Genomic DNA, 13,728 nt, shown 5'->3' with positions numbered 1-13,728 from the left:
AAGATGTTTTTCCTGTAAATTGTTTTTATTTTTGGACAATATAGCGGATTTGTTTGTGAAAAAAATAGTAATTTTGACCAAAACACGAACTTTATAAAAAAGAAAGTCTTTTTATATTGGAAAAGCGGAACAAAAACTATTTTTTTGAAAAAAATAACTAAAAATACCGAATAAACAGCATTGGTCTAGCCCTTGAATGTCTCTAAACAAATACTAGCAGCAATTGGTCTAGTCTTTAAGGAGGAAAAAGAACGCTCTTTTGCTTAAGCAAAAGAGCGTTCTTTTTTATTTGAGGTTAATCCTTCATATAAGGTAACTTTTTAGCATAGCCTTCTTTATTCACTTGACGTGCCCGGGCAATCGCCAAATCTTCTGAAGGGACATCTTCTGTGATGGTTGAACCAGCAGCAGTCACCGCATGATCACCAATCGTGACTGGCGCAACAATGTTCGTTGCAGAGCCAATAAACGCGTGATCACCCACGACTGTTTGGTGTTTATTTTTGCCATCATAATTAACAAAAACAACGCCGCAACCGACATTAATATCTTTGCCTAATGTTGCATCACCAACGTATGTTAAATGGCCCACTTTTGTGCCTTCATCGATTGTTGCATTTTTTACTTCCACGAAGTTACCAATGTGTACGTTTGCCCCCACATCTGCTTTAGGACGTAAATGTGCATACGGACCTACATCGGCCCCCTCGTGAACCACACTTTCTTCAATCACAGACTGTTTAACAACCACTTGATTGCCGATGTGACTATCAACGATTTCTGAATGTGCGCCAATCAAGCAATCTTCGCCAATCACTGTTTTTCCTTTGATAGTGACTCCCGCTTCAATGACTGTGTCTGAACCAATTACCACGCCTTCATCAATATACGTTGTGTCTGGATCAATAAATGTAACACCATTTCGCATATGCATTTCATTTAAACGACGATGCATAATTTTATTAGCAGTGGATAAAGCAACACGATCATTTACACCCATTGCTTCGTCAAAGTCTGCCATTTGGTAAGCAGCGACAGCTTTGCCTTCTTTTTTCAAAATTTCAATGATATCTGTTAAATAGTATTCCCCTTGTGTGTTGTTTGTATCTGTTTTCGCTAACGCTTCAAACAATGATTCATTATCAAAACAGAAGGTTCCTGTATTAATTTCTTGAACACGTGCTTCTTCTTCACTGGCATCTTTTTGTTCCACGATTCGTTCAACAATACCCACATGGTCACGAATAATTCGACCATAGCCTGTTGGGTCTTCCGCATGCGCTGTTAAAATAGTCGCACTTGCATTCTTACCTTGATGGTAATCGAATAAATTTTTCAAGGTTTCTGCAGTTAATAACGGCGTATCCCCTGTAATAACTAATGTTGTTCCTTGTTTACCACCTAATAACTCTTGTGCTTGCATGACTGCATGCCCAGTTCCCAATTGTTCAGCTTGTAAGGCATATTGACTACGTTCGCCTAAATGGCTTTTAATCATTTCCGCCCCATGTCCAACGATTGTCACGATTTCTGTTGGTTCTGTTTGTTCTACTTGATCTAAAATATGTTCGACCATTGGTTTACCAGCAACTGGATGCAATACTTTATAAAGTTTAGATTTCATGCGTGTTCCTTTACCAGCTGCTAAAATAATTGCGTATCTATTTTCCACGTTTGCCACCTCAAATTAACTAAATTGTTTGATTTTCTTCTAAATCATCCTCATTATACCTTTTCTAGTTTATCTTACTCTTTTGTCTTTTTCAACAAAATAAGGCATTTAAAAGGTAGACCAATTTATTTTCTCATCTTTTTTTAAAGGAATAAAACAGAAAAAAAGAACCTGAAAATGGAATGGACCATTTCCACGCTCTTTTTCAAATTATTTCTCTGTGAAATAGTTTCCTGGGACTACGCTAATCGTTTTTGTTTGTGTATCCACATCTTCCACGTACAATAGCGAAGTGTAGTCATCGATTGCACGACGGCCATTGAATTTTGACTCAGCAAAAACGGTAATGCCCACAAGTTCTGCTTCAAATTCTTCAATCATACTCTTCATACCATTGACGGTGCCGCCGCCTTTCATGAAGTCATCCACGACTAAAACTTTTGAGCCGCGTTTTAAGCTGCGTTTTGAAAGTTCCATTTTTTCGATACGTTCTGAAGACCCTGATACATAGTTCACGCTCACCGTTGAACCTTCAGTAATCTTAGAATCGCGACGAACAATCACAAACGGAACATTTAAGTAATAAGACACAGCTTGCGCAATTGGCACTCCTTTGGTCGCAACGGTCATTACCGCATCAATTTGTTTGCCTAAATATTTAGAAGCAATAATCCGGCCCACTTGTCTTAATAAATTCGGTTCCCCAAGTAAATCTGAAAGATAAACATAGCCCCCAGGTAATAAGCGATCTTGTTCTGACAAACGATCACATAAATCCATAATCAACTGCTCCGCTTCCTCATAAGGAATTTCAGGGATAAAGCGGACACCGCCTGCAGCGCCTGGAATCGTTTCTAAAATACCTGTTCCACGTTCTTTAAATGTTTTTTTAACAATTGCTAAATCTTCACTAATGGAAGACTTGGCAGATTGGTATCGGTCAGCAAAATATGTCAAAGAAACCAATGTATGGGGATGATCTAAAAGATATTGGGTCATATCGATTAATCGTTCACTTCTCCGAATTTTCAAATTCGTCACTCCTTTTCATTCTATCGTTCCTTATTATAAGGGGTTTAACCGAAAAATTCGAGGATTTTTTTCAAATAACTGAAAATAGTTCGCCATTTCTTTTAAAAAAAAGAAATAAAGGAGAAAAACTTTCGTTTTTCTCCTTAGTTTCTTTGCATTTTTTGTTTTCGTTGGACCATAACAACCACTCGGCGATAAATATTGACTAATAAGAATAAACCAATAAAAATTAGGGTAATGCTTGCACTCGGTGGTGTTTCCAAATAATACGAGCTAGTCAACCCTGTTAGCATGCCAATCAAGCCCATAAACACACTGATGATGATCACCGTGTTGAAGCCTTTACCAATTCGCATACCTATCGCAGCTGGTAAGACCATAATTGCTGAAATTAACAAGGCTCCCGCGATCGGAATCATCACAGCAATCGCCACACCAGTAATTACATTAAAAAGCATCGACATCCAATGAATAGGTAGCCCATCAACATGAGCAGTATCTTCATCAAATGTTAAAACATACATTGGACGTTTAAATAACATAAACAATAGAACTAAAACTACGAATAAAATTGCCAACATAACCACTTGATTCCACGTAATCGTGACGATGGAACCAAATAAATACGATTGAATACTAGCAGCTGAATTGCCTCCTGTTAAATTCATTAAAACTAACGCCAAAGCCAAACCGCCTGACATTAAAATAGCAATCGAAATTTCTGAATAGGTGCTATAAATCATTCGTAAATATTCTAGAATGATTGCAGCCACAATCACGACAATTAAGGTCATTAAATTAGGATTCCAATTAAAAAAGAAGCCTAGTGCCACACCGGCTAATGACACATGTGAAAGGGTATCTGCCATTAAAGATTGTCGGCGAATAACTAGAAAGATGCCGAGCATTGGAGCAATCACTGAGATAAACAGTGCTGCTAAAAAGGCCTTTTGCATAAATGCATAAGAAAGCATTTCTGCCATACGATTCACTCCTTACCGCTAAAATGAACACTACCATTGTAGCGACGTTTAAGCGAATTAATTTTTTAATTCCTGCTTATTTTTTAAATTTTCCCAACATTTCTTTAAGCCGTTCCTTGGCTTTCGTTATGATCGAGCCAGATAACGTTTTATTGGAAAATTTACGTATACGATTCTTCACTCATATGGAAGCAACGCCATTTCGAATCTTCTTTGCGGACAAGACGAATTTGACGATCTACATAGGTTTTGATATCTTCATGATCATGCGTAATCATCAAAATAGCTTTTCCATGTTCATGCGCACTGTGTTGCAACAATTGATAAAATTCGTTTCGCGATTGTTCATCCATACCTGTTGTTGGCTCATCTAAAATAAACAAATCTGGATCGGTCGCAAACACTCGTGCTAAACTAATTCGTTGCTTTTGCCCGCCAGAAAGCTCGCCAATTCGTTTGTGGCGCATTTCCCACATGTCCACTGATTTCAAAGCTTTTTCCACATGAAGATGATCTTTTTTCGTCAACGGTTTGAACCAACGATTTCTGGGAAAACGACCTGAACGTACTAATTCAATGACGGTGCTAGGAAAGCCCGCATTGAAAGAAGCGACTTGTTGTGGAATGTAGCCAATGCTGATTTTTTCACCAGCACTATTTTTTTTAGCGACCGTAATTTTGCCACTTGTTGGTTTTAATAACCCTAAGGTACTTTTGATCAGCGTTGACTTGGCAGCGCCATTTTCTCCTGTTAAAATAACGAATTCCCCTGGATCAACATAATAAGAAACATCTTCTAAAACAGGTTCATCATCATAATAGAAGGTTAAATTTTCGACTTCAATATAATGCATAAGTTGGCTCCTTTCTGTTGCCAGATTAATGAATGCTTTTTTGTAAAGCAGCGAGGTTTTCTTTCATGACAGACACGTAGTTCTCGCCTGCTTCTTGTTCTTTTTGAGTTAAACTCTCTAAAGGATTCAATACAGCTAATTCGACGCCTGTCTCGTCTGCCAATGTTTTGGCTACTTTTGTAGAAGCCGATGCTTCAAAATAGATCACAGAAACATTGTTTGTTTTAATATATTTTTTTAATTCGGCTAAACGACTTGGCGAAGGTTCTTGGTCTGGAGAAATCCCAGCAATCGGTTCTTGGGTCAAACCATATTGTTTTGCCAAATAGCCAAATGCAGCATGTTGCGTCACAAAGGTCCGATTTTTAGCGCCTGCAAATGCAGCTTGGTATTCCTTATCTAGCGCAGTCAATTTTTCCAAATAAGCAGCGGTATTTTTTTCAAATACGGCTTTTTTCTCAGGATATTTTTTGATAAGCGCATCCCGAATCGCTGTTACTTCTTTTTGCGCTAACACGGGATCTAACCAGACATGCGGATCCAGTTCGTGGGAATGGTTATGGCCTTCATGACCTTCTTCGCCAGATTCTTCCTCTTCTGTTCCTTGCATCAATTGAATGGATTGACTGGCTTCCACGATTGAAACTTTTTTCGTGTCCAAGTTTTCAATAACATTCGGAACCCAAGTTTCTAGCTCTTTACTATTATAAACAAAGACATCCGCATCAGTAATTTTCGCTAAGTCTTTTGCGCTTGGTTCATAATCGTGTGGTTCCGTTCCAGCTGGAATCAACAGCTCAACCTCTCCCTCATCACCAACGACTTGTTTTGCGAAATCGTACATCGGATAAAAAGTAGTCATTACCGTGAGCTCTTTCTTCTCTTTTGGCGATTGTGTGGTTTGCCCACAACTAGCTAAAAGAAAAGCACTGATTGCTAAAGTAACGCCGATTATCAAACGGCGGTAGATTTTCGTCATGTTCTGTCCTCTTTTCGATTTACCTATTATAAACCGTAATATTTACGATTTGCCAGGAATAATGTACCAAATGGATCACGGGACGTCAAGGAATAAATTTAAAAAAACAACAGAGCGTGGGACAAAAATCACTTTGGGTTTTTGCTCCACGCTCTGTTGTTTTTATTTATTTCAATGTCCGAACCAAATAAACTTCTTCGCAAAAGCCTTTGAGTCCATTATAAATCCGTTGTGCTCGTGTTTTCTTTTCACATAAAGCAAAGACTGTCGGTCCACTGCCGCTCATCAACGCTGCATCAGCGCCGTACTTCAGCATGCGATCCTTGATTTGTTGCACGATCGGATGTCTGGCAATCGTGACACTTTCCAACGCATTGCCGACCGTTTGGGTCATCCCAGTATAATCACCATTTTCGATGGCTATTCTTAGTCCAGCAATATCTGGATGGTGCAATTCATCTACCGCTAAATCATTAAAAACGGTACTAGTGGATACACTAATTCTTGGTTTAACTAACACAATCCAACATTGAGGCATGGTCGGTAATGTTTCAATTTTCTCCCCACGTCCGTTTGCAAAGGCTGTTCCGCCCCTTAAACAATAAGGAACATCCATACCAATTTGGCTGCCAATTTCACAGAGTTCGTCCATCGTCAACCCCAGATTCCACAGTTTGTTCAAGCCTCGTAATGCTGCGGCACAGTCACTGCTCCCCCCTGCTAAACCAGCTGCCACGGGGATACGTTTTTCAATATATATTTTAATTCCTTTATGAATATTATAGGTACGCTTTAATAAGTCAACTGCTTGATAGACATGATTCCGTCGATCCACGGGTAAAAAAGAGCTGTCCGTTTCAATACGAATGATGTCTTCTTCTAGATTTTCAAAAGTTAAATGATCGGCTAAATCTACACTTGCAAAAATAGATTCAACTTCATGATAGCCATCCACACGTTTATGCAGAACATCTAACCCAAGATTAATTTTCGCAGGAGCTCGTTCGATTATTTCCATCGGTTCCCTGATTCACCTTCCTTAATCTTTTGTCTACCAACATTTTAATCTTTTAGATTCTATCATATGTCCATGAAGAAGTACACCGAAGATTGCTCTTTCTCTGACGACAGATGGTTGAAATTAAAAAGAGCTTAGGAACGAAGGGCTCTTCCTTCACTCCTAAGCGGACTTTCTAAATTATACGGCTTGACCGATGAATTCGATTTCAACGGTGCGTGTTAAAACATCTGAATAGCTATAAGATACACGTTCAAATGAGTTCTCGTCTGGATCCAAGTCAACAACAAAAACAGATGGATAAGTCTCCGTTAAGATTCCTTTACGTTCTGTTTGGCGCTTTCTTCCAGTCTGAGCAACTAACATAATTTCACTGCCGATACGGCCTTCCAAATCTTTCTTAATTGACGATAACGTTGTTGGCATTGCATTCACCTCGAGAAACATTATATCACTTTTTTTTAAAAATTTCAAGTTTATCATACTAGAAGTCTGTTTGCAACTACTTTTGCTCGACAAACCAGCTGTTTTGTCGAATTTTTATTCATTTTCTAATGTATATTTCATTTTTGCTTTGGCACGATCATAGGCACTTCGGACAGCTGAAAAAGTTCCCCCACGCACTTTAGCGATTTCTTCTAACGTGTAGCCTTTTAAGTATGCGTTTAAAATTTGTTGTTCCAACGAGGAAAGACGTGTCGGAAAAGCTGCCAATTTTTCTTGAATCATTAATTGACCTAATGGGTCGGTAGCCGCTGTCCCTAAATAGTCCACTAACTCTTCACCAGCGCTTTCTAAGCGTTGTTCCAGGGAAATAGACAAGGTATCTGTTCGCCTCTTATAGGCGCATTGATGGCGAATTAAGCTATGTACGTGATTTTCAAAATTTCGTTTAAAAAACTTTCCCAATGATGCTTGTTTTTCTGAATCAAATCGTTCTAACGTCCGAAAGAAGACAATTCGTCCTTCTTGAAGCCAGTCTTCAGTATCATAATCTTTTAAATAGTATTTTTTCATGCACTTATAAATCACTGGCTGATATTGCCCATATAAGGCTTGAAATTGTTCTTGGTCTCCTGCTAATGCTTGTTGAATCTGTTCTAACATAAAAAGCCCTCCTTTTCGATAAACGTATCGAATGATTTAGGAGAGCATAGCATGTTAGAAATTTATGACTTAAGCGAACATTTGTTTAATCTTTTTTTTGAGACAATTCTTCTAGCTTCTCAGAAAGTTTTGATAACTGCTCCACGTTCCATGGAGAATTTCGACGAAATTGCTGGAAATGGATATCCGTTGCATGAATGGCAATCGTCTTTTCTGTTTTCTGGACAGCTTTGTAAAGTTCATTGGCCGAAGTCCGCAATGCACCTTGTGAAAAGACCACCCATTGTTCAGCCAAATCACTCGTTGCGACTGTTACTTGCGTTAAACGATCATTTTTTTCACCAGCTAGACGTTCAATATAACTATCTGCTGTTTCATCTTCTTTGGTGAAAACCACGGTCAAAAGGTACTTTTTGTACGTTTGCTGAATGCCTGGGACTAGTTGGGCATCAAAGACCACAATGATTTCCAACCCTTCATATTTGGCATAATTGGACAGACGACTAAGAAGCAGTTCACGCGCATCCTCTAAACGCTCTTGCTTTTTCAACTGGACCAATTCTGGCCAAGCACCAATCATATTATAGCCATCAACGATTAACAATTGTTTTTTCATACAATCGCCTGCTTCTATAATGGGTTGCGGCCACGATAGACTTCATACATTAGCAAGCCTGCAGCCACACCAGCGTTTAAGCTTTGAACGTGTCCAGTCATTGGAATCGTTAATAATTCATCCACTTCTTTATGAAGACCTTGACTCATGCCACGACCTTCATTTCCGATGATTAAGGCAATTGCGCCTTGTGTATTCCAGCGACGATAATCCGTCCCAGACATATCTGTACCAAAAATCCAAAATTGATTCTCTTTTAGCGTTGCAATACTTTGCGCTAGATTCGTTACACGAGCCACTGGAATATGTTCCACGGCCCCTGTTGACGCTTTGGTTACGGTTGGTGTAATTCCCACTGCACGATGTTTCGGAATGATAATACCGTCCACGCCTGTCGCATCAGCTGTTCGCAAAATTGAGCCAAAGTTATGTGGGTCCTCTAGACTGTCTAAAATTAGGAAAAATGGTGTTTCTGTCTTTTCTTTTGTTTGTTCCAATAATTCTTCTAAAGTTAAATATTGATACGCCGTGATTGCTAAAACCATGCCTTGATGCACGCCGTGATCACTCATCGTATCTAATTTTGCTTTAGGCACCCATTTAACTGGAACAGCCTGTTCTTTCGCTGCTTGTTTTAATTGCTCAATTTTCTCGCCACGAGCATCTTCTTGTAAAAACAATTTATTCCCGCGTCCTTGCTGCAACGCCTCAACAGTGGCATGGAAACCAAAGACAAAGTTATCTGCTAGCTCTTCTGAGGTTCCATCAGCACCTGCTGTCGCTGGTCGTGGGTTCCGTTCTTTTGAACGCTTATCTGAACGTTCTGGACGTTTCTTACCTTTTTTAAAAGGACGAGATTTTTCATTTTTCATTGGTTTCACCTACTTTCTTGATACACCAGTTAATTAATTCTTCTAAACGTTCTTTTTGTTGTGTTAAATGTAAATAACCCATCAAGGATTCGAAACCGGTCGCTACCCGATAGGTCGTCACATCAGCATTTTTGGCAAATGTGTGACTTTTAGCATTCCGACCGCGTTTGTACATCACTTCTTCTTCCTCCGTTAGCATTTCTCCCGCTAACATCGCTTGCATTAAGCTTGCTTGGGCTTTTGCTGACACGTAGTGCGTCGCCATGCGATGCAAAACATTCGGTTTCGTTTGTCCTAAGGAAACTAAATAATCACGAATGTAAATTTCATAAATCGCATCGCCAACATAGGCCAAAGCTAAACCGTTTAATTGTTTGTAATCTCTCATTCACTTCTTCTCCATCTCGTTCCTTGCGGAGTATCTTCTAAAACAATGCCTTGTTCTTTTAATAAATCGCGGATTTCATCACTTCGGGCAAAATCACGGTCTTTCCGTGCTTGGTTCCGTTCTTCAATTAACGCATCGACTTGTGCATCCACTAATTCTTCGTTTTTAAAGAATAAACCAAAAATAGCTAACCAGCCACTGAAAAGCTTATCCATCGCCACTAGAACTGGTTCCGAAACTGTCGCTTGTTCACTGTACTGATTCATCATCTTCGCTAATTCATAAACGACCGTAATCCCGTTAGCTGCATTGAAATCATCGTCCATTTCCGTAATAAAACGTTGTTCTAATTCGTTTAATTGAGCCAAATAGTGTTCATCCTCTGGCAAACTTGCGACCGCATCTGCTTGTCTAAAACGTAAATTTTCAAACGCATTTTTCAATTTTTGATAATTGGCTGCTGCCTCTTTTAGAGTGCTTTCGCTATAACGAATCGGGCGACGGTACTGGGTGGTGGACATAAAGAAACGTAAAATTTGCGGATCCACTTTTTGAATCATTTCATGAACAGTAATGAAGTTACCTAGGGATTTGCTCATTTTTTCATCGTCTTCACCAATTGTGACATAGCCGTTATGCATCCAGTAATTGGCAAAGGTATGGCCTGTTTTGGCTTCGCTCTGTGCAATTTCATTCTCATGATGTGGAAATTCTAAATCTTGTCCACCGCCATGAATATCAATCGTCTCTCCCAAGTGTTTTGTCGCCATGACAGAGCATTCAATATGCCAGCCGGGACGTCCTTTACCCCAAGGAGAATCCCAAGAAATTTCATCTTCTTTGGCACTTTTCCAAAGAGCAAAATCCAATGGGTCTTCTTTTAATTGTTGTTCAACGCCAGTTCGTTGACTTGCCCCCACTTCTAATTCATCAATCGATTGATGGCTTAATTTACCATAATTAGGGAATTTACGGGTGCGATAATACACATCACCTGCGACCTCATAAGCAAAACCTTTTTCAATTAAAACGTCGATGAAAGCTAAGATATCAGGCATGTGGTCCATCACCCGAGGATGTAACGTTGCTGGTTGGACATTCAATGCTTGCGTGTCTTCTTCAAAGGCTTTGATAAAACGCTCCGCCACTTCCGGCGCAGTAATTTTCAATTCTTTAGCTGCCTTGATAATTTTATCATCGACATCTGTAAAGTTCGAGACATAATTCACTTCATACCCACGATATTCAAAATAACGACGAATCGTATCAAAGGCGATCGCACTGCGCGCATTACCGATATGGATATAGTTATACACGGTTGGTCCGCAGACATACATCCGAACTTTATGCGCCTCAATTGGCGTAAATACTTCTTTTTCTCTGGTCAATGTATTATAAATTTTAATCATGCCCTTTTTCCACCTTTCTTCCATTTAGACGAACGACTTTCGCAGGAACACCCACAGCTGTGGCATCTGCTGGGATGTCTGAAATAACAACAGCACCCGCACCAATTTTTGAACGTTCACCAATCACAACTGGCCCTAAAATTTGAGCTCGTGCCGAAATCATCGCTCCTTTTTTCACTGTTGGATGGCGTTTACCCGTATCACGACCGGTCCCACCTAACGTCACTCCGTGAAACAAAACAACATCTTCTTCTATTTCCGCGGTTTCTCCAATCACAATGCCCATGCCGTGATCGATAAAAACTCCCTCTCCAATTGTGGCTCCGGGATGAATTTCTACGCCCGTTATGAAACGCCAAAATTGTGCATGAATCTTCGCCAACAAAAACAACTGATGCCTATATAAGAAATGAGACAAGCGATGCCAAAACAGGGCGTGCAAGCCAGGATACGTTAAAAGAACTTCTAGTGTGGTCCGCGCTGCAGGATCGTTTCTTTTAACAGCTGCGACGCTACGTTTCAACCAACTCATAGGATGAACTCCTTTCTACTATACAAAAATAAAAAACGTCTTTTAAGCAACAAAAAAACGTTGCTTAAAAGACGCCCATGCGTGGTTCCACTTTTCTTCACAAGAACTAGCTCTTGCCTCGATACAGTTAACGCCTGCCGACGTCTTCGGTTACTTTTTTCACCAAAGCCACTCATAGATGCATTTCGACAAAAGATGCTCGCTGTTCTCACCACCCACAGCGTCTCTGAAATCCATCTGATTGTCTACTTCTTCTATTCTTTGTGTTTTTATAACACTTTATTTAAATGATCTAATGCTTTTTCTTTGCCTAATAATTCGATAGTTTCGCCTAATTCAGGACCATGCATTTGTCCAGAAACAGCAATTCGAATTGGCATAAACAAGTTTTTGCCTTTAACGCCGGTTTCTTTTTGGACGGCTTTAATCGCTGCTTTAATACTTGGTACATCGAAAACGTCCAAGGCTTCTAATTGTTCTTTAAACGCATGTAACACAGTTGGCACTGTTTCTCCTTGCAAGAATTCTTTCGCAGCATCATCTAAAACTGGATGTTCATTAAAGAACAAGTTTGATAGTTCCACAATTTCAGCTGCATAACTCATTTGTGGTTGATACAAACTAACTAATTGTTTTAACCATTCGATTTTTTCAGGAGATGGATTTTCTTCAACACGACCGTCAGCGACTAAATAATGAATACACATATCTGTTAGTTCACCTAAGTCCATTTGTTTCATGTATTGATTGTTAATCCATTCTAATTTTTTCGCATCAAAGGCCGCTGGTGACTTGCTTAAGCGTTGTTCATCAAACAATTTAATCAAGTCTTCTTGTGAGAAGATTTCTTCTTCGCCAACAGGAGACCATCCTAGTAAAGCAATAAAGTTGAACATGGCTTCTGGTAAGTAACCTAATTCACGGTATTGTTCAATAAATTGTAAAATTGTTTCATCACGTTTGCTCAATTTTTTGCCAGTTTCTGAATTAATGATTAAGGTCATATGGCCAAAGACAGGTGGTGTCCATTCAAACGCTTCGTAAATCATTAATTGTTTTGGTGTGTTCGCAATGTGATCATCGCCACGTAAAACGTGAGAAATTTTCATTAAGTGATCATCTACTGCAACGGCAAAGTTATACGTTGGCATCCCATCGCGTTTTTGGATGACAAAATCGCCACCAATGTTATCTGACTCAAAAGTAATTTCACCTTTCACGATGTCATCAAACTTGTATTCTGTATTACGTGGCACACGGAAACGAATCACTGGTTCTAGACCAGCCGCTTCTTTGGCTGCTTGTTCAGAAGGTGTTAAATTCGCACAAGTGCCTGCGTAGTGAGGCATTTCCCCACGAGCTTGTTGTGCTTCACGTTCTGCTTCTAATTCTTCTGGCGTACAATAACACTTATACGCACGATTGCTACTTAATAATTGATCAATCAATGGTTGGTAAATTTCTTTACGTTCTGATTGACGATATGGACCATATTCTCCCGGATGAGCAGGTGATTCATCCCATTCCATCCCTAACCATGCTAAGTTTTCCAACTGACTTTTCTCGCCGTCTTCGATGTTCCGTTTTTGGTCGGTATCCTCGATACGAATGATAAATTCTCCGTCATTATGGCGGGCAAATAAGTAGTTAAATAATGCTGTTCTTGCATTCCCAATGTGCAAGTGTCCAGTTGGACTTGGTGCGTAACGCACACGAACTTTCGTCATGTTCATTCCTCTTTCCATTTTTTAAAAACAGACGGTTTAACGTCGTTTTCAGTTATTTTTCCAATAAAGCAACGGCAATTGCGCCGATTCCTTCTTTTTTACCAACAAAGCCCATCGTTTCCATGGTCGTTGCCTTAATGTTCACTTGTGTGACCGCTAAGTGGCAACTCGCGGCTAGATTCTTTTTCATCTCTGCCAAGTATGGGCTCATCTTTGGCTCTTCCGCTAAAATTGTACAATCAATATTGCCAATAGTAAAGCCCGACCGCCCAACTTTTTCATTTACTTTTTTTAATAAGTTTACAGAATTCGCATTTTTGAACTGCGGATCGGTTTCGGGAAACAGTTGCCCAATATCACCCAAACCAGCGGCACCAAGGATTGCATCAATAATTGCATGTGTTAAAACATCGGCATCTGAGTGACCTAACAGACCTTTTTCATAAGGTAGAGTAACCCCACCAATAATTAAAGGTCGTTGCGGAACTAATTGATGAACATCAAAACCTTGACCGATTCGAATCATACTAAGTCCTCAC

General features: G+C 39.7%; 15 protein-coding genes and 1 other annotated feature. All 15 genes read right to left on the bottom strand.

Annotated elements, in window-relative coordinates:
• Positions 1 to 295 precede the first annotated feature (295 nt).
• Positions 296 to 1,681 carry a bifunctional UDP-N-acetylglucosamine diphosphorylase/glucosamine-1-phosphate N-acetyltransferase GlmU gene (gene glmU, locus IGJ04_RS08965; protein ID WP_016618502.1) on the bottom strand — a complete coding sequence of 462 codons (1,386 nt, stop codon included), beginning with the start codon at positions 1,679 to 1,681 and terminating at the stop codon, positions 296 to 298.
• 201 nt (positions 1,682 to 1,882) lie between these two features.
• Positions 1,883 to 2,704 carry a pur operon repressor gene (purR, locus tag IGJ04_RS08960; RefSeq protein WP_002381336.1) on the bottom strand — a complete coding sequence of 274 codons (822 nt, stop codon included), beginning with the start codon at positions 2,702 to 2,704 and terminating at the stop codon, positions 1,883 to 1,885.
• Between the two features lie 143 nt (positions 2,705 to 2,847).
• Entirely contained in the window at positions 2,848 to 3,687 is an 840-nt protein-coding gene (locus IGJ04_RS08955; protein WP_438840130.1) for a metal ABC transporter permease, read from the bottom strand.
• 161 nt (positions 3,688 to 3,848) lie between these two features.
• Positions 3,849 to 4,541, bottom strand: coding sequence for a metal ABC transporter ATP-binding protein (locus IGJ04_RS08950; RefSeq protein WP_002356064.1), 693 nt, complete (start codon positions 4,539 to 4,541; stop codon positions 3,849 to 3,851).
• A gap of 25 nt (positions 4,542 to 4,566) precedes the next feature.
• On the bottom strand, positions 4,567 to 5,520 hold the full coding sequence (locus IGJ04_RS08945; protein ID WP_002367576.1) for a metal ABC transporter substrate-binding protein: 954 nt from the start codon (positions 5,518 to 5,520) through the stop codon (positions 4,567 to 4,569).
• Between the two features lie 166 nt (positions 5,521 to 5,686).
• Positions 5,687 to 6,538, bottom strand: a complete 852-nt coding sequence (ispE, locus tag IGJ04_RS08940) for a 4-(cytidine 5'-diphospho)-2-C-methyl-D-erythritol kinase (protein ID WP_002379846.1) — start codon at positions 6,536 to 6,538, stop codon at positions 5,687 to 5,689.
• A 180-nt stretch (positions 6,539 to 6,718) separates the two neighbouring features.
• Positions 6,719 to 7,021 carry a Veg family protein gene (locus IGJ04_RS08935; protein WP_002419437.1) on the bottom strand — a complete coding sequence of 101 codons (303 nt, stop codon included), beginning with the start codon at positions 7,019 to 7,021 and terminating at the stop codon, positions 6,719 to 6,721.
• Positions 7,022 to 7,078: 57 nt separating this feature from the next.
• Entirely contained in the window at positions 7,079 to 7,645 is a 567-nt protein-coding gene (locus IGJ04_RS08930; RefSeq protein ID WP_002356059.1) for a sigma-70 family RNA polymerase sigma factor, read from the bottom strand.
• Between the two features lie 85 nt (positions 7,646 to 7,730).
• Complete coding sequence (locus IGJ04_RS08925) at positions 7,731 to 8,261, bottom strand: NYN domain-containing protein (RefSeq protein WP_002356058.1); 531 nt, start codon at positions 8,259 to 8,261, stop codon at positions 7,731 to 7,733.
• A 14-nt stretch (positions 8,262 to 8,275) separates the two neighbouring features.
• Positions 8,276 to 9,133, bottom strand: a complete 858-nt coding sequence (gene rlmB / locus IGJ04_RS08920) for a 23S rRNA (guanosine(2251)-2'-O)-methyltransferase RlmB (protein ID WP_002356057.1) — start codon at positions 9,131 to 9,133, stop codon at positions 8,276 to 8,278.
• Positions 9,123 to 9,521 carry a Mini-ribonuclease 3 gene (locus IGJ04_RS08915; RefSeq protein ID WP_002356056.1) on the bottom strand — a complete coding sequence of 133 codons (399 nt, stop codon included), beginning with the start codon at positions 9,519 to 9,521 and terminating at the stop codon, positions 9,123 to 9,125. Before IGJ04_RS08915 ends, rlmB begins: the two co-directional genes overlap by 11 nt.
• Complete coding sequence (gene cysS, locus IGJ04_RS08910) at positions 9,518 to 10,930, bottom strand: cysteine--tRNA ligase (RefSeq protein WP_002370606.1); 1,413 nt, start codon at positions 10,928 to 10,930, stop codon at positions 9,518 to 9,520. The genes IGJ04_RS08915 and cysS overlap by 4 nt, the downstream gene beginning before the upstream one ends.
• Complete coding sequence (gene epsC / locus IGJ04_RS08905) at positions 10,923 to 11,462, bottom strand: serine O-acetyltransferase EpsC (protein ID WP_002389718.1); 540 nt, start codon at positions 11,460 to 11,462, stop codon at positions 10,923 to 10,925. The genes cysS and epsC overlap by 8 nt, the downstream gene beginning before the upstream one ends.
• Positions 11,463 to 11,526: 64 nt before the next feature.
• Positions 11,527 to 11,733: a binding site (T-box leader), on the bottom strand.
• Positions 11,732 to 13,189, bottom strand: a complete 1,458-nt coding sequence (gene gltX / locus IGJ04_RS08900) for a glutamate--tRNA ligase (protein ID WP_438840129.1) — start codon at positions 13,187 to 13,189, stop codon at positions 11,732 to 11,734. It overlaps the preceding feature by 2 nt.
• A 52-nt stretch (positions 13,190 to 13,241) precedes the next feature.
• Positions 13,242 to 13,715 (bottom strand): 2-C-methyl-D-erythritol 2,4-cyclodiphosphate synthase, encoded by a 474-nt coding sequence (gene ispF / locus IGJ04_RS08895; RefSeq protein ID WP_002367570.1) that lies wholly within the window; start codon positions 13,713 to 13,715, stop codon positions 13,242 to 13,244.
• Positions 13,716 to 13,728 lie beyond the last annotated feature (13 nt).

The sequence above is a fragment of the Enterococcus sp. AZ050 genome (genome assembly GCF_051715085.1).
GTDB classification, from domain to species: domain Bacteria; phylum Bacillota; class Bacilli; order Lactobacillales; family Enterococcaceae; genus Enterococcus; species Enterococcus faecalis.
Note: the sequence above shows the minus strand (reverse complement) of the source record. Positions and strands in the feature narration are given on the sequence as shown.